10 protein-coding genes and 3 pseudogenes are annotated in these 20710 nt (G+C 67.4%); 3 read left to right on the top strand and 10 right to left on the bottom strand.

All coding sequences use genetic code 11. From position 1 onward, the window contains the following. Positions 1–728: 4Fe-4S dicluster domain-containing protein (locus ACQKPE_RS21840; RefSeq protein ID WP_427668797.1), on the bottom strand; the 728-nt coding region annotated here is incomplete at its 3' end. A gap of 121 nt (positions 729–849) precedes the next feature. Beyond that, entirely contained in the window at positions 850–1089 is a 240-nt protein-coding gene (locus ACQKPE_RS21835) for a DUF3203 family protein (protein ID WP_427668796.1), read from the bottom strand. 143 nt (positions 1090–1232) lie between these two features. Between ACQKPE_RS21835 and ACQKPE_RS21830 the strand changes: the two genes are divergently transcribed. Then, positions 1233–1754 carry an MgtC/SapB family protein gene (locus ACQKPE_RS21830; protein ID WP_427668795.1) on the top strand — a complete coding sequence of 174 codons (522 nt, stop codon included), beginning with the start codon at positions 1233–1235 and terminating at the stop codon, positions 1752–1754. A gap of 532 nt (positions 1755–2286) precedes the next feature. Here ACQKPE_RS21830 and ACQKPE_RS21825 read toward each other — a convergent pair. After that, positions 2287–3186, bottom strand: a complete 900-nt coding sequence (locus tag ACQKPE_RS21825) for a hydroxymethylglutaryl-CoA lyase (protein WP_427668794.1) — start codon at positions 3184–3186, stop codon at positions 2287–2289. A 20-nt stretch (positions 3187–3206) separates the two neighbouring features. After that, positions 3207–3611: a MerR family transcriptional regulator gene (locus ACQKPE_RS21820; protein WP_427668793.1), complete on the bottom strand. Its 405-nt coding sequence runs from the start codon at positions 3609–3611 to the stop codon at positions 3207–3209. A gap of 172 nt (positions 3612–3783) precedes the next feature. Between ACQKPE_RS21820 and ACQKPE_RS21815 the strand changes: the two genes are divergently transcribed. Next, the gene (locus tag ACQKPE_RS21815) at positions 3784–5547 is read left to right on the top strand and encodes a gamma-glutamyltransferase family protein (protein ID WP_427668792.1); all 1764 of its coding nucleotides are present in this window, start codon (positions 3784–3786) and stop codon (positions 5545–5547) included. A gap of 44 nt (positions 5548–5591) precedes the next feature. Continuing rightward, positions 5592–6473, top strand: coding sequence for a LysR substrate-binding domain-containing protein (locus tag ACQKPE_RS21810; protein WP_427668791.1), 882 nt, complete (start codon positions 5592–5594; stop codon positions 6471–6473). 14 nt (positions 6474–6487) lie between these two features. Here ACQKPE_RS21810 and ACQKPE_RS21805 read toward each other — a convergent pair whose 3' ends face one another. The 6 genes and pseudogenes from ACQKPE_RS21805 to ACQKPE_RS21780 form a co-directional block, all read right to left on the bottom strand. Continuing rightward, positions 6488–7216 (bottom strand): DUF899 domain-containing protein, encoded by a 729-nt coding sequence (locus tag ACQKPE_RS21805; protein ID WP_427668790.1) that lies wholly within the window; start codon positions 7214–7216, stop codon positions 6488–6490. A 90-nt stretch (positions 7217–7306) separates the two neighbouring features. Then, positions 7307–7969 (bottom strand): HAD family hydrolase, encoded by a 663-nt coding sequence (locus tag ACQKPE_RS21800; RefSeq protein ID WP_427668789.1) that lies wholly within the window; start codon positions 7967–7969, stop codon positions 7307–7309. Between the two features lie 40 nt (positions 7970–8009). After that, positions 8010–9365: an MFS transporter gene (locus ACQKPE_RS21795; protein WP_427668788.1), complete on the bottom strand. Its 1356-nt coding sequence runs from the start codon at positions 9363–9365 to the stop codon at positions 8010–8012. Continuing rightward, a pseudogene (locus ACQKPE_RS21790) lies at positions 9355–11184 on the bottom strand (alpha/beta fold hydrolase); the annotation flags it as partial. The gene ACQKPE_RS21795 and the pseudogene ACQKPE_RS21790, both read right to left, overlap by 11 nt. Positions 11185–11292: 108 nt before the next feature. After that, positions 11293–12699 (bottom strand): annotated as a pseudogene (locus ACQKPE_RS21785) (amino acid adenylation domain-containing protein); the annotation flags it as partial. Positions 12700–12825: 126 nt separating this feature from the next. Continuing rightward, a pseudogene (locus ACQKPE_RS21780) lies at positions 12826–20643 on the bottom strand (amino acid adenylation domain-containing protein); the annotation flags it as partial. Positions 20644–20710: the final 67 nt, after the last annotated feature.

Below are 20710 nucleotides of genomic sequence, written 5' to 3'. Positions count from 1 at the left end.
TATGCGACCGCCAGGGTGTCCTTGTCGAACATCACGCTCTGGAAGCGCGCATAAGGGCACATGTGCATGCACACCGCCTCGCGCAGCCAGCCGGCGTTCAGGTAGGTGGCTGCGGTGAAGAACAGCACCCAGAACAGCGCCACGCCCCCCAGTTCCAGGCTCAGCAACTCGGCTGCCAAGGGGCGAATGGGTGTGAAGTAGCCGACGAAGGTCAGCCCGGTGAGTACGCCGATGGCCACCCACAAGCCATGCTTGAGCGTACGGCGTGTCAGCTTTTCCAGTGACCAGGGCGCGGCGGCCAGCTTGATGCGTTGGTTGCGGTCGCCTTCAGTGACTTTCTCGCACCACATGAACAGCCAGGTCCATACGCTTTGCGGGCAGCTGTAGCCGCACCACACGCGGCCTGCGAACACCGTGATGGCGAACAGGCCGAAGGCGCAGATGATCAGCAGCGCCGACAGCAGGATGAAGTCCTGTGGCCAGAAGGTGGCACCGAAGATGTGGAACTTGCTTTCGGCCAGGTCCCACAGCACCGCCTGGCGGCCGTTCCAGTCCAGCCAGGCGGTGCCGAAGAACAGCACGAACAGCAGACCTGCGAAGCCGATGCGCAGGTTGCGGTAAAAACCGGTGAAGCTGCGGGTATGGATGCTTCCATCGCTGCGGCGCTTGGGCCTGCTGGTAGCAGGTGCGCCGACTTCTACAACGTGCAAGGGGATTCTATCGCTCATGCTGGTGTGCTCATCAGGCCTCCATCAGGCCTGGGCACTATGGCGCCGGAACTGTTTTCAGCACAGGCTCAGCTGGCGCGATAAAAACCATATCAGATGAGCGCTAGAACCCCTGCAGGCCTTAGATTACCGAGCCTGGCACGCTACTTTTGAGATGCCTGCGACTATCCACCGCACCTGCGACCGTCAGTGCATCGGCCTCTGATTCGGTGATGGGTACGCGGGCGCCCTGCACCAGTGCTACCGACATGCGCATCTGCTCGTCGGTGATGATCTCGACCTCGGGGCCGAGGGCCTCTAGGTGCAGGTCCTGGCCGGTGATGATGCAACGGCCGGTGCTTTCGTCGATTTCAACAGGCATGGCGGTGTCCTCCAGTTGGCGGTTACAGGCTGTGACCGCAGACGGCATGGGGTTGCTGCATCGGGGCGCCCAGCGGCTTGGTTCGCACTCCTGGCGCGGCGCAAGGTCCACCGTTGAACAGGGCGCGTTCGCAGAGGCACACCATGTGGCAGAACGTATGGCAGGCCGTGCAGGCCGAGTTCACCGATGTTACCGACGAGCAGGAAGTCACGCGGATTCTCGTGCGCTTGCTGATGGCCGCGTTGCTGGGCGCGGTGTTGGGCTTCGAGCGCGAGCACAAGGGCAAGTCGGCCGGGGTGCGCACGCACATGCTGGTGTCGATGGGTGCAGCGTTGTTCGTGCTTGCGCCGAGCATGGCCGGTGCGGACGAGCAGGCGTTGAGCCGGGTGATCCAGGGTATCGTCGCCGGTATCGGCTTCCTGGGCGCGGGGACCATCCTCAAGGGCAATGGCCGGGACACCAGCCACGTCAAGGGGCTGACCACCGCCGCGGGGCTGTGGATGACCGCTGCGATCGGCATTGCCGCAGGCATGGGGCGCGAGGCCACGGCCCTGATCAGCACTGTGCTGGCGCTGCTGGTGCTGAGCACCATGCCGGTCTTGGTGGACAAGGTCGAAGGGGAAAGCGAGGAGAAGCAGGGGGAGGAGGAGGGCAGGAAGCACTGAGGGGAGCCGAAGCTCCCCTCAAAGGCGTTGTTGCCTGCTCTTTTTATTATTGGAAACCGGCCTTTTGTTGTTTTTGTCAGCCTGTTTCTGTAGCAAGGACCCCATGCGGGGCCAAGAGCAAACGTATTTTTTTGAGCGCTAACCTGCTTTCACCCAGAAGGGTTCGATCCTGACTGTCGCTACCTGAAGGTAGTTTTATTGTTCTGTGTCAGGCCGCGGGGCAATCCCCTGGAAGGCACGTCGACTCCAAAAAAATCTGCTTGCTGCGCCTCTGCCGTGTTGTTCTTGTTATGTCAGAGCCGGTGCATGTTGTTTTTATTGGGATGTCGCTATTTTTTTATTCTTGTTGTGCTCGAGATAAAGCAGGTGCCGTGCCAACTTTATAAAGTCCTTATAAATCAATGATTTGGTAGATTTGCTCGGCGCCGGTATGCCAGAAAGTCTATCGAATTGTTTCCGTGTTACCCGATTTTCTGCCGCTTGGGCGTGCCGGGGTAACACTTCACCCACACCTCTGTGACAAGCGTGTGACTCACCGCGCCAGGCGCGCTTTGGCCACCCGCGAGCCATTGCTGCGGGCCAGCACCTGGCTGATGCGCTGGCCGGCTGCGATCAGCTTGTCCAGGTCGATGCCGGTATCGATACCCAGGCCCTGCAGCAGGTACACCAAGTCTTCGGTGGCCACGTTGCCGGTGGCGCCCTTGGCATAGGGGCAGCCGCCCAAACCCGCGACCGAGCTGTCGAACACCCGGATACCTTCGAGCAGGCTGGCGTACACATTGGCCAAGGCCTGGCCGTAGGTGTCGTGGAAGTGCCCGGCCAGCTGCTCGCGTGGCACCTGGGCCGAGACCACCTCGAATAGGCGGCGGGTGTCGCCTGCGGTACCGGTGCCGATGGTGTCGCCCAGCGATACTTCGTAGCAGCCCATGTCATACAGGGCCCTGGCCACAGGGGCGACCTGCTCGGCAGCGACCTTGCCCTCGTACGGGCAGCCCAGCACGCAGGACACGTAGCCACGCACCCGCACACCGTGCTGCTGCGCCGCCTGCATGATCGGCTCGAAGCGCGCCAGGCTTTCGCTGATCGAGCAATTGATATTGCGCTGGGAAAACGCCTCGGACGCGGCAGCGAACACTGCCACCTCCTTCACCCCCGCCGCCACGGCGTCCTCGAAACCCCGCAGGTTGGGGGCCAACGCCGCGTAGGTAACGCCTGCACGCTGGCGGATGCCGGCGAACACCTCGGCGCTGCCGGCCATCTGCGGCACCCACTTGGGCGAGACGAAGCTGCCGACTTCCACATAGGAAAGGCCGGCATCGGTCAGGTCATCCACCAGCCGCACCTTGTCGGCGACGCTGATGGGCTGGGCTTCGTTTTGCAGGCCGTCGCGCGGGCCGACTTCGACCAGGCGCACTGTTGCGGGCAATGACATGGCGGGTTTCCTGTGGCGGATCAACGGTGGTCTTGGGGCGTGGGTGCCAGGGTGGCGGCCAGGGCCTGTTCGCAGCGCTCCTGGGCGGTGTCCAGCTCCAGGTGCATCTGCTGGATGTCGAGCATCTGCTGCTCCAGCTGGGCGCGGCGCTCGGTGATCTTGGCGAGCATGCTGTTGAGCTGCTTGAGGTTGCCGCTGCTGGGGTCGTACAGCGCGATCAGCTCGCGGCATTCGGCGAGCGAAAAGCCGATGCGCTTGCCACGCAGGATGAGCTTGAGGGTGACCTTGTCGCGTGCCGAATAAATGCGTTCCAGGCCTCGGCGCTCGGGGCTCAGCAGGCCTTGTTCTTCATAGAAGCGGATCGCCCGGGTGGTGATGTCCAGCTCGCGGGACAAATCGGAAATGCTGTAGGTCTGGCTGCTCATGCTGAGGCTCGCGGGGAGGGTGTTGGGGCTAACCTACTGGCAGGTTTACGTATACGTCAAGCTGCGAGTGACCTTGTCGCCCGATGGCGCTCAGCCTGTATCCTACCGGCCATGTTTACTCCGGCCACAGGAAGGAAGCGGTTTGACACTTGCCCCGCACACATTCTCGCGCTTGATCGGATTCTTTTACCTGGCGACCGCCAGCTTCTGGTGCAGCGCCGACACGCCTGCGCCGGAACGGGACTCCGGCTACCGCGCAGGCCTTGTGACCACGCACGCCGACCGGCACATGGCCGCGTCGGCCAACCCACTGGCCAGCGCGGCAGGCCGCGAGATACTGCGCGCCGGTGGCAGCGCAATCGATGCCGCAATCGCCATGCAGGCAGTGCTCACGTTGGTCGAACCGCAGTCCAGTGGCATCGGCGGTGGCGCATTCATCCTGTATTGGGACGGCCAGCGTGTACAGGCCTTCGATGGCCGCGAAACGGCTCCGGCCGCGGTTGACGAGCACTTGTTCCAGCGCGCCGATGGCAGCCCCATGGGCTTTCGCGAGGCGCAGATCGGTGGCCGCTCGGTGGGTGTACCCGGCGTGCTGCGGGCAATGGAAATGGCCCATGGGCAACATGGCAAGCTGGCGTGGCAGGCACTGTTCGCACCGGCCATCGCCCTGGCCGAGCAAGGCTTCCCAATGTCGGCGCGGCTGCACGGGCTGCTGGCGGCCGACCCCTATATCCAAGGCTCGCCCGCAATGGCCCGATACTTTCTCGATGCCGATGGCAAGCCCCTGGCGGTCGGCACGCAGCTGCGCAACCCCGCCTTGGCGAGTACGTTCAAGCAGATTGCAGAGCAGGGCGCGCAGGCGTTCTACAGCGGTGAGCTGGCCCAAGCCATGGTGCAGGCGGTTGGCAACCACGCCAATCCAGGCCGTCTGTCGCTGGACGACCTGCGTCAGTACCAGGCCCGCGAGCGCCAGCCGGTGTGCGGCCCCTACAAGGCCTGGAAGGTGTGCGGCATGCCACCGCCGTCTTCCGGTGGCGTGGCGGTGTTGCAGACCCTGGGTATGCTCGAGGCCTTGCAGCGTCACGACCCACGCCTGGACCTGGCCGCCCTGGCCCCCCGTGACAGTGCCTCTCCGGCAGGCCTGGAGCCGCTGCCGCTGGCCGTGCACCTGGTGGCCGAGGCCGAGCGCCTGGCCTTTGCCGACCGCGCGTTGTACCTGGCCGACAGCGACCAGGTGCCTGTCAATGTCCAAGGCCTGGTCGACCCCGGCTATCTCGCCGAGCGCGCCCGTTTGATCGGCGAGCACAGCCTCAAGCGTGCCCAGCCGGGCAGCCCGCCAGGCCCGGTAGTGGCCCTGGCGCCGGACCGTTCGCCGCTGCGCACCTCCACTTCGCACCTCTCGGCGGTAGACGCCCAAGGCGCTGCGGTGGCCATGACCACCTCGATCGAGGCCGCGTTCGGTGCGCACATCATGGTCGGGGGCTTTCTGCTCAACAACCAGCTCACCGACTTCTCCTTCATACCCCGCGAGGGCGACCGGCCGGTGGCCAACCGCGTGGCGACGGGCAAGCGGCCGTTGTCGTCGATGTCGCCGACCTTGGTGTTCGATGCCGCCGACGGCACGCTGCTGGCCAGCCTCGGCTCGCCCGGTGGTTCGCAGATCATCGGCTTCGTGAACAAGGCCCTGGTCGGCTTGCTGGACTGGAAGCTCGACCCCCAGGCGGCAATCAACCTGCCCAATTTCGGCAGCCGCAATGCCAGCACCGAAGTGGAGGCCGGTTTGACCAGCCCGGCGCTGGTACGCGCGCTTGAGGCGCGCGGACATGAGGTCACCCCCATGGAGATGACCAGCGGTACCCAGGTCATCCAGCGTAGCGGCAACGGTTGGCGCGCGGGGGCCGACCCGAGGCGCGAGGGCGTGGCGCTGGGCGACTGAGCGTGCTAGAAGTCAGGCTTGTCATTTGAAAGTTGAATACGAACATGTCTATTGGCGTGAAATCGAATAGGGCCCTGTTCGACCTCGACCTGCTACGGGCCATCGTCGTGGTCGCCGACTGCGGCAGCTTCACCACGGCGGCGGCGCGCCTGCACTCGACCCAGTCGACCATCAGCCAGAAGGTGCGCCGTCTTGAAGACATGGTTGGCCATCGCCTGCTGGTGCGCGGCAACCGCGACGTACTGCCCACCGACGCCGGGCAGACCCTGCTGGGCTACGCCCGGCACATGCTGGCGCTGAACGACCAGATGCTCGAGGCCCTGGCCGGCGCTATGGTCGGCATGACCATACGCCTGGGCGTGCCGGAGGACTTTGTCGGCGGGCGTACCACCAATGCCTTGTCGGCGTTCAGCCGCCACCACCCGCAGGTCAAGCTGGAAGTCACCAGCGGCCTGTGCCGCGACCTCAGCCAGGCCTACGATAACGGCGAGCTCGACCTAGTGCTGCTCAAGCAGCGGCGCAACAGCCGCGAGGGCGTGGCCTGCTGGCCGGAGCGGCTGCAATGGATCGACAGCGCACGCATGCCGTCCTTCGAACTCGACCCAGTGCCGCTGGTGACCTTCCCGCCGCGAGGGCTGTACCGCGACGACATGATCAGCGCCATCGAAGGCATGGGCCGGCGCTGGCGCATCAGCTTCACCAGTTCGAGCCTGTCCGGCATCCAGGCGGCAGTGGCCGACGGCATGGGCGTGAGCCTGCTGCCGCCGCGCGCGGCGACCGCCGAGCACCGGGTGCTGGGCAGTGCCGAGGGGCTGCCGGAGGTGGACAGCTACGAGATCGTCATCGTGCACCGGCCGACGGCCGATGTGATGGTCAAGGCGTTGGCCGAGGTGCTGACCGAGTTGCTGGCGGTGCAGGCGATCTGAGCGCTACGACCCTGCTATTTCTTGCAGCAGTCGGACGCGGCCTGCGCCTGGGCGTAGCGGTCATGGTGGCGCACCCAGTCCATGGTCCCGTCCTCGTTGCGTCCCAGCGGGGCGATGTCGAGGAAGTTGTAGGCCCCGACCAGAATATCCAGCCCTCGGGCGTAGGTGGAGTAGGTGTGGTACACCGTCCCGGCCGAGTCCCGGTAGAACGCGCTCAACCCTGGCAGTTCATGCTCATCGCCGTCATAGGGTTCGTAGTTGTACTCCCCGCCACCGGCCTCGGCCATGCTCACGCCGAACTCTTCGTTGAAACGCGAGCCGTGCGACGAATACCAGGGAAAACGCCAGCCCATGCGCGAGCGAAAGGCCTGGAACTCAGTGAAGGCTGCCCGTGATACCGCCACCAGCGTCACATCGTGATGGGCCAGGTGCAGGTTGGCGCCATCGAAATGGTCGGCCAGGAACGAGCAGCCTGTGCAGCCTTCGCTCCAGCCCTCGGCGAACATGAAGTGATAGACCAGCAATTGGCTGCGCCCGGCGAACAGGTCGGCCAGGCCGAGTTCGCCTTGCGGCCCTTCAAAGCGGTAATCCTGCTCGACTGCTACCCACGGCAAGGCGCGGCGGGCGGCGGCGAGTTCGTCGCGTTGGTGGGTGAAGGCTTTTTCGTGCAGCCACAGCTGGCGGCGAGCGGCGAGCCACTGGGCGCGCGTGGCAATTGGGTGGTCACGATCGGAGGTGCTCATGGTGCTGACTCCACGAAGGGTTTCAGCAAATGGTCGACCCGGCACCAGGTGATTCGACAGTGACTTGTGCCGGGTCGACGAGCGGTGGGGTCAGGCCGCCTGCATGCGTTCGATCAGCGCCCACAGCCGTGGGTCGTTGTAATCCTCGATCACCAGCTGCGCACCAACCTCCAACAAGCGCTCGGGCGACTGGGTTGTCGCCAGCCCCACGGTAAAGATCCCGGCATCTACCGCCGCCTTCACCCCTGGCAACGAGTCCTCGAACGCCAGTGCTTCGCCCGCCTGGGCCTCCAGGCGCTGCAAGCCGGTGAGGTAGGGCAGTGGGTCGGGTTTGGCGCGGGCCAGTTCGTCCGACACCAGCACATGGCTGAACCATTCGCTGATGCCCATGGCCGACAGCATGTGCTCGGCATTCAGACGCGGCGCGTTGGTCACCACGCATTTGCCGATGCCATGGCGCTTGGCGTGTTCGAGCAGGCGCAGCAACCCCGGCATGGGTTCGAGCGCGGGCGACAGCTCGCGGAACAGCGCCTCCTTGTGTTCGGCCAACGCCTGGCGATGGGCGGCATCGGTGCCGGGGAACAGGTCGGCGAACAGCAGGGCGTTGGAGCGGCCGCTGATCTGCACGTTGAACTGCTCCTGGGTCAGCTCACGTCCATCGTGGTCGTACAGCAGCTTGCGAAAGGCCTGCAAGTGCAGGGTGTCTGTGTCGGTCAAGGTTCCATCGAGGTCGAACAGCAGGGCAGTCAGCATCGGGGTATCCAGAAGTCGTCATAAGTGCATTGGCTGGGCATCATCCTTCGCCAAGCCGGTGTTGGTCGCCTGAAGCCAGGGCGGAATCTGAGCATTTAGCGGTAGGTGCGTCAACCAGCCCTGGCGCCAGGCGGCGCAGCGGTGTGATGGCCAGGCCCAGGCAGGCCAGCGCCATATAGGCCAGGCCGGCCACGGCGAACAGCAGGCTCAAGCCACCCACCTTGGCGACCCCCAGCCAGGTTGCCAGCGTGGCTTGCAGCGCGCCGCTCTCACCCATCCATGGGATGGCCCAGCCATCGGCCAGCACCCCGGCGCCCAAGGCCCCCAGGGGCAAGGCCAGCAGGCACACCACTTGCCGTGCCGACAGCACGCGGCCGAGCAGTGCCTGGGGCACGCTGCGTTGCCAGAAGCTCTGGTCGCTGCTGGTGCTCAGGGAAAAACAGCCAAAGGCCACGAAGGCCGCCGCATACAGCAGCACCGGCGAGCGACTGCCGCCAATCACCAGCACGCTGGCGCCCAGTGCCAGGTCGGCCAGCAGGATGGTACGCACCAGGCGCTGCGGTGGGCGCGCCACCACCCACAGGGAGCCAGCGAGCATGCCCAGGCCACCGCAGGTCATCAGCGTACCCAGCACCAGCACCGAATGGCGCTCCAGCACCAAGGGCGACAGCAGCGCCGAGGCCAGCCCCAGCATCAGGTGCTCAAGGCCCAGGTAGCCGAGCAACACCCACAACGCCGGGCGCCCGCGCAGCACGGCCAGCACCGCAGACAACCCGCCAGCAGGCACACCCTGGCCGGCTGGGCTGGCGCGCACGGCCCTGGCGAACCAGGCCAGGCACAGCAACACGCTGGCCGAGGCCAGCACCGCGCCCACATCCAGCAGCAACAACCCCGGCACGCCGATGCTGGCCAGCAGCACGGCGGCCAGGGTGGGCGCCACCAGTTGCGGCAGGCCGGTCATCAGTTGCATCAGGCCGTTGGCTCGGCCAATCGCCTGGGCACCGCTCAATATCCGAGGAATCGCCGCCTGGCAGGTGAGCATGCGCACCGTCAGGCAGCTGGAATTGAGCGTGGCGAAGGCATACACCTGCCAATGGCCCAGGGTGCCGCGCTCGAACGACCACCACAGGGCCAAGGCCGCCAGGCCACTGACCGCCTCGACCAGCAGCAGGATGCTGCGCGCCTCGCAGCGGTCCACCAGCCAACCGGCCAAGGGCGCCAGCAGCAGGCCTGGCAAAGCCGACAAGGCGATTACCCAGGCATAGTCGGTGATGCTGGCCTGCTGTTGCAGCAACCACACCCCCAGGCTGAAGGCCGCCAGGGCCGAGCCCAGGGTGGAGACAACCTGGCCGGCCCAGGCCCATAGCCAGGGTTTGATCGAAGGTTCACGCCTCATGCTTGTGCAATGCCTCCAGTGCCGGCCAGTGCTGGCGCAGGGATTGAGCCAGCCGTGAGGCGGCGGGCGCCTTGAGCATCGACAAGTGATCGCACCCCTCGAGCACCTGGTGTTGGCAGTCCTTGGCCAAGGCTTTCCAACCCTCGACCCGTGAAGCGCGGCTCGGCTCGGCTTCGATCAGCACCACCTTGCCGTTATAAAGCGAGGCGGGTTGGTAGGCCGTGGCCAGGTTGGCGTGGAACACCCGCAGCGGGCCTTGCAGCACCTGCACGCGGGCTTGCGCGGGCATCAGCCCGACAGCTTGCATGCGCGCCAGCAGCTGCGCGCATTGCGCCTCTGGTTCAAGGTTCGCCAACTGCTCGATGTCCAGGCCCAGGCTGCGGCCAGCGTCCATTTCCAGCAGGTCTACATAGCGGGCCAGGCTGGCGCGGACACCCTCGGCCAAGGGCTTACCGGGCACCGGGCTATCGAGCAGCAGCACCGGGGCCACTTGGGCACCGTCGGCCTGCAACTGCCGGGCGACTTCGAAGGCCAGCCAACCGCCGAACGAATGGCCCAGCAGGTAGTAGGGGCCGTTGGGCACTTGGGCGCGAATCTCCTGCACGTAGGCGCTGGCTGCGGCCTGTACCGTGGCGTGGGGCTCGCGTTGGCCGTCCGAACCACGGGCTTGCAGGCCAATCACCGTCAACTGCCGGCCCAGCTGATGCAGCAGTGGCATGAAGCTCGAAACGTTGGCGCCCGCCCCGGGCATCATGAACACGCAAGGCGCGCCAGGGGCACCGCTTTGCAGCACCAGGCTGGCGCGCGGGCCGGGCGTGCGTGGGGGGTGCCGCTCGGTATCGTCCAGCGCTTGTTGCAGGGCGCTGGCCAACTGTTGCAAAGGTTCTGCCTCGCGCAGGATCGACCAGTGATCGCCTTGCACCGACCGCTCGAGCAGGTTGGCACCCAGCAGGGCGCGCCAGCCGGCGGCCGGCTCGCCCACACCCGGTAGCGGCCGGGTGGCGCTGAACAGGTGCACCGGGATGCCCAGCGGCACGGGCCGGTAGCGGACCATGGCATTGCGCAGGGCAACGTTCAGCCGCACGCGGCGCACCAGCTCACGGCGGTCGAAGCCTGGCGGTAGCCAGCCCTGCGCCTGGGCCGTGGCGATCACGGCGTCCAGGTCGTGGGAGGCATACCGCTGTACGTCGGCGGACCAGTGCTGCGCGAGGTAGCCCAGCAATTGCTGGCGCAGGCCGTCTTCGTCCGCGCCTGGCGACACCGGCTCGGCACGCAGCGCGCCTGGTTGGCTGCTGTCGACCATGCCGAGGAACGCCACCGGGCAATCTTCGCCCAGCAGTTGGCGGGCCATTTCATAGGCCAGCACACCGCCTGCCGACCAGCCCGCCAGGCGATACGGCCCTTGCGGCTGGACACTGCGCAGCAACGCCACGTAACGCTTGGCCAGGGTCGGGTTGTCGATGTCATCGTCCAGCTCGGCGGCCGCCTGGATCGCGTAGATGCCCAGTGCCGGGTCCAGGTGCTGGGCCAATCGGGCATAGGGCAGTGCCTCGCCGGTGCCTTCGTGGATGAAGAACAGCGGTGCCTGCCCCGCGTTGCCAGCGCGAATGCACAGCAGGCCCTGGGCAGTGTCCAGGCTCACCACCTGTTCGGCCAGGGCGGCCAGGTCCTGAGCGTTGAACAGGGCACCGATGGCCACGTCCAGCCCCTGTTCGCGCAGGCCGTCGAGCAACTGCACCAGCAGCAGCGAGTGCCCACCCAGGGCGAAGAAGTTGTCGTGACGGCCCACCTGCTCGACACCCAACAGTTTCGCCCACAGCTGGGCAAGACGCGTTTCCACCGCACCCACCGGCGCTGCGAAGGCGTGTTGTTGCAGGGCCTGCTGGTCGGGCACGGGCAGGGCGCGGCGGTCGAGCTTGCCGTTGGCGGTCAGCGGCCACTGCGCCAGTTGCACGAAGGCCGAAGGCAGCATGTGCGCTGGCAGCTGTTCGGCCAGCGCCGCACGCAACGTCCCGGGCACCAGCTGCTGGCCTGGCTCGGCCAGCAGGTAGGCCACCAGGCGCGGGTCGCCAGGTTCGTCCTGGCGCGCCAGCACCAGGGCCGAGCGCAAACCTGGCAGGGCGCCGAGGCGGGCTTCGATCTCGCCCAGCTCGATACGGAAGCCCCGCACCTTGACCTGCTGGTCGTTGCGGCCCAGGTACTGCAAGGTGCCATCGGCCTCCCAGCGTGCCAGGTCGCCGGTCTTGTACAGGCGCAGGCCTTCGCCACCGGCGAAGCGCGCCGGGTGGAAGCGCTCGGCGTTCAGGGCAGGACGGTTCAGGTAGCCACGGGCAAGGCCCGGCCCTGCCACGTGCAGCTCGCCCACCACGCCGCGCGGCACCAGTTCGCCCTGGTCATCGAGCAGGTACAGCTGCAAGTCGGGGATCGGCTGGCCGATAGGCGCCAGCCCCGCCTGGGCCTGGCAGTGCGCGGCGCTGATCGGCTGGTAGGTGACGTGCACCGTGGTTTCGGTGATGCCGTACATATTCACCAGGCGCGTGGCCTGGCTGTCCGGCCGTGCGAACCACGGGCGTAGCGCGGCGGCATCCAGGGCTTCGCCGCCGAAGATGATGCAGCGCAGGCGGTGCGGTTGCGCGGCGGTCTGCTTCATCCAGGCGTAGAACGCGCTGGGGGTCTGGTTGAGCACGGTGACGCCGGTCTCTACCACCAGGTCGTAGAAGTCCTGGGGGCTGCGCGAGGTGAGGTAGGGCACCACGACAAGACGGCCGCCATGCAGCAGCGCGCCCCAGATCTCCCACACCGAGAAATCGAAGGCGAAGGAGTGGAACAGGCTCCAGGTATCGCGCTCGTCGAAGCCGAACCAGGCGTCGGTGGCGCTGAACAGCCGCAGTACGGCGTGGTGTTCGATCATCACGCCCTTCGGCTCACCCGTGGAGCCGGAGGTGTAGATGATATAGGCCAGGTCGCGGTCGCTGGCCCGCGGGTCAACGGACAGGTCATGGGCGGGCAGCGTTGCCCAGTTGCTGGCCTGTGGGTCCAGGGACACCACGCGGCAGTGCGACGGCAGTTGCAGCGCGTCGGGCAGTACATCGACGGTCAGCAGCACCGCCGGGGTGCTGTCGGCGAGGACGAAGTTCAAGCGTTGCGCCGGGTAGACCGGGTCCAGTGGCACGTAGGCGCCCCCGGCCTTGAGGGTCGCCAGGATGCCCACCAGCATGTCCAGCCCGCGCTCGGTGTGGATCGCCACGCGCACATCCGGGCCGACGCCCAGGGTGCGCAGATGGCGCGCCAGGCGGTTGGCGCGCTGGTTGAGCGCCTGGTAGCTGAGGGTTTGCTCCTGGAACTGCACGGCAATGGCGTCTGGGCGCCGCGCCGCCTGGGCTTCGAAGCGCTGGTGCAGACGCTCGCCGGCAGGCTGCGCCAGCACGGGCGCTGGGTTGAAACCTTGCAGCAGTTGCTGGCGCTCGGTCTGGCTGAGCAGGTCGATGCGGTTCACGGCCTGGCGGTCGTCCTCGACCATCGCCCGCAGCACGGCCAGCACCGCGTGCCAGTGGCGCGCCACGCTGTCGGCATCGAACAGCGTGGTGGCGTAGTTGAAGCCGCCCTCGATCACATCGCCCACTTCGTGAACGTCCAGCGCCAGGTCGAACTTGGCCGTGCTCACCGGCGCACCCACGCCTTGCAGGTGCAGGCCATTGCCCAGGTCGAGATTGCCCTGGGGCGCGTTCTGCCAGGCCAGCATCAGCTGGAAGATCGCGTTGTGGGCTTGCGAGCGCGGCGGGTTGAGCGCTTCGATCACCTGCTCGAACGGCAGGTCCTGATGCTCCTGGGCCGCCAGCGCCAGGCCCTTGACCTGGGCCAGCAGCTCACCGACCTGCGGGCTGTCGCCCAGGTCGATGCGCAGGGCCTGGAAGTTGACGAAGAAGCCGATCAGGGGTTCCAGCTCCACCCGTGGGCGGTTGGCCACCGGCGAGCCGATCACCACTTCGCTTTGCCCGGCGAAGCGGCTGACCACCACCGACCAGGCGGCCAGCAAGGTCATGTACAGGGTGGTGCCGTGGCGTTGGCCCAGAGCCTTGAGGGCGCGGGTCAGCTCGGCGTCGATGCGCACCGGCAGGCTGGCCCCGGCGTAGTCCTGCCGGGCCGGCCGTGGGCGCTCGGTGGGCAAGGTGACGCAGGTCGGCGCACCGGCCAGGTGGGCCTGCCAGTAGGCGCGCTGGCGTTGCAGTTCCTCCTCTTGCAGCCATTGGCGTTGCCACAGGGTGTAGTCGCCATACTGGCGCGACAAGGGTGCCAGCGGGTCGGGCAGGCCTTGGCTGAAGGCTTGGTAGAGGCGCGAAAACTCGTCGGTGAGCACGCCCATGGACCAGCCATCCGACACCAGGTGGTGCACGGTCACCAGCAGCACATGGTCATCGCTGCCCAGGCGCAGCAGGCGTGCGCGAATCGGCCATTGGCAGGTCAGGTCGAACGGCTGGCTGGCTTGCTCGGCGCACAGCGTTTGCCAGTCGGCGGCGCCCGGCAAGGTCAGGTCGAGGGTGTCGAGGCTCAGGGCGCGTGGTGGGTCGATCACCTGGCGTGCATGGCCGGCAATGCTGACGAAGCGGGTGCGCAGGCTTTCATGGCGCGCCGCGATGGTGTCCAGCGCGCGCTGCAAGGCGCGGGTGTCCAGGTGGCCTTGCAGACGCAGGCCGGCGGGCATGTTGAAGGCGGCCGTGGCATCGGGGTTCAGTTGCTGGATCAGCCACAGGTTCTGCTGGGCGAACGACAGCGGCAGCGGCTGGCTGCGGTCGGCTTCCAGCAGTGGCCCCAGGCGGCTGTGCCCGGCGCTGGCCAGGGCCGCGGCCAACCCGCGCAGGCGGGGCTGGGCGAACACGGTCGAAAGCGGCACCTCCAGGCCCAGGCGATGACGCACCTGGGCGAGCAGGCGCAGCGCCAGCAACGAGTGGCCACCGAGGCTGAAGAAGTCATCGTCGCGGCCGACCGGCTGCACGCCCAGCAGCTCGCTCCAGATCGCCGCCAGGGTGCTTTCCAGCTCGCCCTGGGGCGCGTTGTAGGCGGTTTGCGCGAAGGCTTCGGGGGCGGGCTCGGGCAGGCGCCGGCGATCGACCTTGCCATTGCTGGTGATCGGCAGCGTCGGCAGCTGTACGAAGGCGCTGGGCAGCATGTAGTCGGGCAGGCGCTCGCTCAGCTGGTTGCGCAGGCTCATGGGGGACAAGGCTTGCTCGGCACTGAAATAGGCGACCAGGCGTGGCTCGCCCTGGCTGCCCGGCAGTACCACGACCACCGATTCGCGCAGCCCCGGCAACTGGTCGAGGCGGCTTTCCACCTCGGTCAGCTCCACCCGGTAGCCGCGAATCTTCACTTGCAGGTCGTTACGCCCCAGGTATTGCAGCTCGCCGTCGGCGGTCCAGCGGGCCAGGTCGCCGGTCTTGTACAGGCGTGCACCGGGGGTGTGGTCGAACGGGTGGTCGATGAAGCGCTCGGTGGTCAGGTCCTGGCGGTTCAAATAGCCCTGGGCCAGGGCCGTGCCGGCCACGTGCAGCTCACCTACGGCGCCTTGCGCCACCCATTGGCCGTGGCCATCGAGCAGGTAGACCTGGGTATTGGCGATCGGCTTGCCGATTACCGGCACGTCCGGCCATTGGTCGGGGTTGGCGGGCAGAGTGTGGGTGCAGACCACGTGGGTTTCGGTCGGCCCGTAGTGGTTGTGCAGGCGGGCCTGGGGGTGTTGCCTGAACAAGGCGCGTATCGCGCCATTGATGCGCAGCGCCTCGCCTGCGACGGCCACGTCACGCAGCAGTGGCAGGTCCACAGGGGCTTCGGACCAGCTGTCGGCCAGCGCCGCCAGGGCGATGTAGGGCAGGAACAGGCGCTCGATGCGCGCCTGGGCCAGCCATTGCGGCAGACTGGCCAGGTCCAGGCGCTGGGCCTCGTCCAGCAGCACCAGGGTGCCGCCACTGCCGAGCGTTGAGAAGATTTCCTGGAACGCCACATCGAAGCCCAGGGCGGCAAATTGCAGGGTGCGAGCCGGCCCTTGCATGGCCTGCTCGGCCTGCCAGGCCAGCAGGTTGCTCAAGGCCAGGTGGCCCATGGCAACGCCCTTGGGCACGCCAGTGGAGCCGGAGGTGTACATCACGTAGGCCAGGTCCTGCGGGCGGGCCTGGCCAAGCTCAGGCGCTTGCGCTGCCGACGTGGGATGGCTGGCCAGGCGTACTTGCATCGCAGTGCACCCTTCAGCGCAGTGCAGCGCCTCGACCCGCTGCGCATCCCACAACAGCAGGCATGGCTGGCAGTCCTCGACGATACCCTGGCGCCGCGCCAGCGGCTGGCTGGGGTCGAGCGGTACGTAGGCGGCGCCGGTCTTCAGCGTGGCCAGCAGCGCCAGTACCATTTCCAGGCTGCGTGGCAAGTGGATGGCCACGCGTTGGCCGGGCCCGGCACCTTGCTCGATCATGTCCCAGGCCAACTGCGTGGCCTGGCGGTCGAGTTCGGCATAGCTCAGGGCGCGGCCGTGCAGCTCTACCGCGATGGCCTGCGGTTGCAGGCGCGCTTGGCGTTCGAACGGCTGGTGCACCCAGCCGGCCTCGGCGTAAGGGGTCGGCGCCGGGTTGAGGGCATGCGCCAGTCGTTCGCGCTCCTGGGCATCGACCAGGGCCAGCTGGGGCAGCGCTTGCCGGTCATCACGGCACAACTGGCGCAGCACATTGGCCAGGTAGCCCCAGTGACGCTGCACGCTGGGCGCATCGAACAGCGCCGTGGCGTAGTTCAGGCCGCCGACGATGCAGCCATTGGCCTCGTACAGCTCAAGCGACAGGTCGAACTGCGCGGTGCTTTGCTCGGCGGCCAGCACCGTCAGGCTCAGGCCGTCCAGGTCGAGGGTGCTGCGCGGGGCGTTCTGCCAGGCGAACAGCACCTGGAACACCGGGCTGTGGGCCAGGGAGCGCGGCGGGTTGAGGGCTTCGACCACGTGTTCGAACGGCACGTCCTGGTGGGCCTGGGCCTGCAAGGCGTGCTCGCGCACCTGGGCCAGCAGTTGGCCCACGTCCTGTTGCTCGTCCACGTCGATGCACAGCGCCTGGGTGTTGACGAAGAAGCCGATCAGCGGCTCGACCTCGCTGCGCGTGCGGTTGGCCACCGGGGTGCCGACCACCACCCGCGCCTGGCCTGCCAGGCGCCCGAGCACCACAGCCCAGGCGGCCAGCAGGGTCATGTACAGCGAGGTGCCGTGGCGTAGGCTCAAGGCTTTGAGGGCGGCGCTGGTGTCGGCGTCGAGGGCCACCGGAAGGCGCGCGCCGGCGAAGTCCTGGCGCGGCGGGCGGGGGCGGTCGGTGGGTAGTTCGAGACGTTCGGGCGCCTGTTGCAGGTGTTGCAGCCAATAGGCCAACTGCGCCTCGCCGCGTGCGCCGGCCAGCCAATCGCGTTGCCAGGCGGCGTAGTCGGCGTACTGGATCGCCAGGGCGGGCAGTGGGTCTGCCTGGCCTTGGCGCAGCGCCTTGTACAGCGCCGACAGTTCGTCGATCAGCACGCCGATCGACCAGCCGTCGGCGATGATGTGGTGCAGCGTCACTTGCAGCACATGGCGCTGTGCGCCTTGGTGTACCAGCAGTACGCGTAGCAGCGGGCCCTCGCTCAGCGAGAAGGGCTGGGCGGCGTTTTCGGCGAGGGTGGCCTGAAGGTCGTCGGCCTTTTCCAGGTGCGAGAAGGCCCAGTGTGCTTGGTTGTGGACGACTTGACGTACTTCGCCATCCGCCTCGATGAAGGTGGTGCGCAACACGCTGTGGCGCTCGACGATGCGCGCCAGGGCCGCTTGCAAGGCCGCCTCATCCAACACGCCATCCAGGCGCAGGGCGCCGCTGATGTGGTAGGCGGCGCTGGCCTGGGCGTCCAGGCGGGCGATGAACCACAGGCGCTGCTGGGCGAACGACAAGGGCCGCTCTGCCTGCTCGGCCAACACAGCGATGGGGGCCAGCGCACTGTGCTCGGCAGTGCCCATCAGCGTGGACAGCTCGGCGACGGTGGGGTGCGCGTACAAGGTCGCCAGCGGCAGTTCCAGGCCTAGGCGCTGGCGCACCCGCGATACCCACTGCACGGCCAGCAACGAATGTCCGCCCAGTTCGAAGAAATGGTCATGGCGCCCGACCTGGGCAACGCCCAGCAGCTCGCGCCAGATCTCGGCCATGCGGGTTTCCTGCTCCCCACGCGGCGCCTCGAAGGCCTGGCTGGCCCAGGCGTCTTCGCCCGGCACTGGCAGGGCAGCGCGGTCGAGCTTGCCGTTGGGCGTCAGCGGCAGGGCCGCCAGGGGCAGCACTTGTGCGGGCACCATGTAGGCCGGCAGGCGCTCGCCCAGGGCTTGGCGCAAGGCGGCAGGCTCCAGCTGCGCGGGAACCACGTAAGCCACCAAGGCCGGTTCCTGGCCGTTGCGCGGCACTGCCAGCACCGCAGCGGCGGTGACCTGGGGCAGGTCGAGCAGGGCCGACTCGATTTCGCCCAATTCGATGCGGAAGCCGCGAATCTTCACCTGGAAGTCGTTGCGCCCCAGGTAGTGCAGGTGGCCGTCGGCGTCCCAGAAACCGAGGTCGCCCGTGCGATACAGGCGGGCGTCGGCTTCGCTGCTGAACGGGTCGGGCAGGAAGCGCTCGCGGGTCAGCTCGGGGCGGCCATGGTAGCCACGCCCCACGCCCGCGCCACCGATGTACAGCTCGCCGACGACACCCACCGGCAGCGGTTGCTGCGCGGCGTCCAGCACGTGGACCTGGGTATTGTCGATAGGGCGGCCGATGTGCGGGGCGAAGCCTTGGGTGCGGTCCATCGAGACCCAGGTGGAGTACACCGTGGTTTCGGTGGGGCCATACAGGTTGTTGAGCTGGCGTACCGCGCTATGGGCGAACAGGCGCTCGGCCAGGTGCTGCGCCAGCGCCTCGCCGGCGAGGTTGACGGTGTGCAGCGTACTTGGCAGGGCCTCGGCGCGCAGCAGGGCGTCGAGGGCCGAGGGCACTGTGTTGACCAGACTTAGCGCGGGGCGCTGTTCGAGCAGGGCCAGGGCATCGTCGACCAGCTCCAGGGTGCCGCCGCAGGACAGCGGCGTGAAGCACTCGAACACCGACAAGTCGAAGTTGATCGAGGTGCTGAACAGGCTGCGGGCGAGGGTTGGCACGCTGAAGCTGCGTACCGCCCAGTCGAGGAAGTTGCGCGCGTTGCGGTGCTCGATCATCACGCCCTTGGGCTGCCCGGTGGAGCCGGAGGTGTAGATCATGTACGCCAAGTGCTGGCCTTGCACGGGGACATCCAGCGGGCTGCTGTCGCCTGAGCGCAGCGCCTCGGCGACATCCAGGCGCTGGCAGCCTTCGGCCAGGGGCAGGCCCAGCGGCGCATCGCCCAGGGTCAGCAGCACCACCGGGGCGCTGTCTTCGAGCATGTAGGCCAGGCGCTGCGCGGGATAGGTGGGGTCCAGCGGCACATAGGCGCCACCCGCCTTGAGCACGCCAAGCAGCGCCACCACCAGTTCCGGGCTGCGCGGCAGGTGAATGCCGACCCGGGCCTCAGGGCCGACCCCCAGCGCTTGCAGACGCCGGGCCAGACGGTTGGCCTGGCCTTCGAGCTGGCCATAGCTGAGCCCCCGGCCCTTGTAGCGCAGCGCTTCGGCCTCGGGGCTCAGGCGCGCCTGGGTTTCGAAGCGTTCGTGCAACAGGGCACGGGCGGCGCGTGGTCGTTGCGTGGCATTGAAGCGTGCCAGGCGCTGGTGTTCGTCTGTTGGCAGCACGTCGAGCGTCTGGGTCAGCCGTTTCGGGTACTTGTCCAGGGCCTCGACCAGGCTGGCCAGGGCCTGGCGCAGGAACGCCAAGACCCGCTGCGCACCCACCGAACCGGCTACTTGGGTGGTCACTGCGAAACCTTGGCCGAGGTCGTCCACCGACACGGTGAAGGGGTAGTTGGTGCGTTCGGCGGTGCTCAGCACCTGCATGCCGTCGATGCTTTGGTGCGGTGTGTCTTCCAGGCTGTAGCGGTAGTTCAGCAGCGCCGAGAACAACGGCGTGCTGGCGGGCACGCCGCTGCAACGCTGGGCCATGGCCAGGGGCGCATGTTCGTGTTCGAGCAGGGCCAGCAGTGCCTGGTGGGTGCGTTGCAGGCTGTCGCTCACCGAGGCTTGGGCATAGCCGATACGTAGCGGCAGGGTGTTGATGAACACGCCCAGCGCCTGCTCGGCGCCTTGTACCCCTTGCAGGCGGCCGAGCAGGACCGTGCCGAAGACGACGTCGGTACGCCCGGTAGCCTTGCCCAGCACCAGGGCCATGGCTAAGTGGAACAGGCTCGCCGCGCTGACCTGGTGGCGTCGCGCAGCCTGGCGCAGCGCGTGTGCCAGCGCAGGCTCCAGAGCAGCCTGGCAGTGCTCCAGCGCGCTGGTGTTCTGCACATCCAGCAGGCCGAACGGTGCGGTGGGTTCCTCGACGTCGGCCAGCATGGCCTGGAAGAACGCCTGCTGGTGGGCGCTGTCCTGGTTGCGTCGGGCATGCCCGACGAAGGTGCGGAACGGGATCGGCGCGGGCAGTTGTGCCTGGCGCCCCTGCTCGATCAGGGCGATTTCCTCGACCAGGCGTTCCAGGGTGGTGTGGTCCAGCACCAGGTGGTGGTGCAGCACTTGCAACAGCCAGCGCTGCTGTTGCGCGTCGAAGGCCTTCACCACGCGAAGCAGCGGTGCCTGGGTGATGTCCAGGCGGCGCTGGCGTGGGTCGGTGTGGGCCAGCAGCTCGGCGAGTGCATCGGGGCCTTTGACGTGCAGGGTTTCGAGCGACAGCGGTGCATGGCGCCATACCACTTGCACGGGTTGCTCCAGGTCTTCCCAGGCCAGGGCGGTGCGCAGGATATCGTGGCGGTCGATGATCTGCTGCAGCGCCTGGCAGAACGCCTGGGCGCGGGCTTCGGCGTCGAAGGCCAGGGTGGTGTACAGCAGGTAGGTGTCGCCTTCGCGCTCCATCAGCGAGTGGAAGAACAGGCCTTCTTGCAGCGGTGCCAGGGGGTAGATGTCCTGCACGTTGGCTGCGCCGCCTTCGACGCGGGCGGTGATGCGGTCGATCTGCGCCTGGGTCAGCGTCACCATGGGCAGCAGCTCGGGCGTGATCTGGGTGCAGCCCAGCGGCAGCGCTGCGCCCACCACCTCGTGTTGCTGTTGCGGGACGGCTTCACGCTGCGCCAACCAAGCGGCCAGCGTGGCGATGGTCGGTGCGCTGAACAGGCTGCGGACATCCATGGCCCAGCCGTGTTCACGCAGCTGCTCCACCAACTGCACGGCCAGCAGCGAATGGCCGCCGAGGCTGAAGAAGTTGTCCAGGCGGCCGACGCGTGGC

It is taken from the genome of Pseudomonas sp. NPDC089554, from assembly GCF_050280645.1.
Classification (GTDB): Bacteria; Pseudomonadota; Gammaproteobacteria; order Pseudomonadales; family Pseudomonadaceae; genus Aquipseudomonas.
This window is presented reverse-complemented; position numbering and strand designations above follow the sequence as displayed.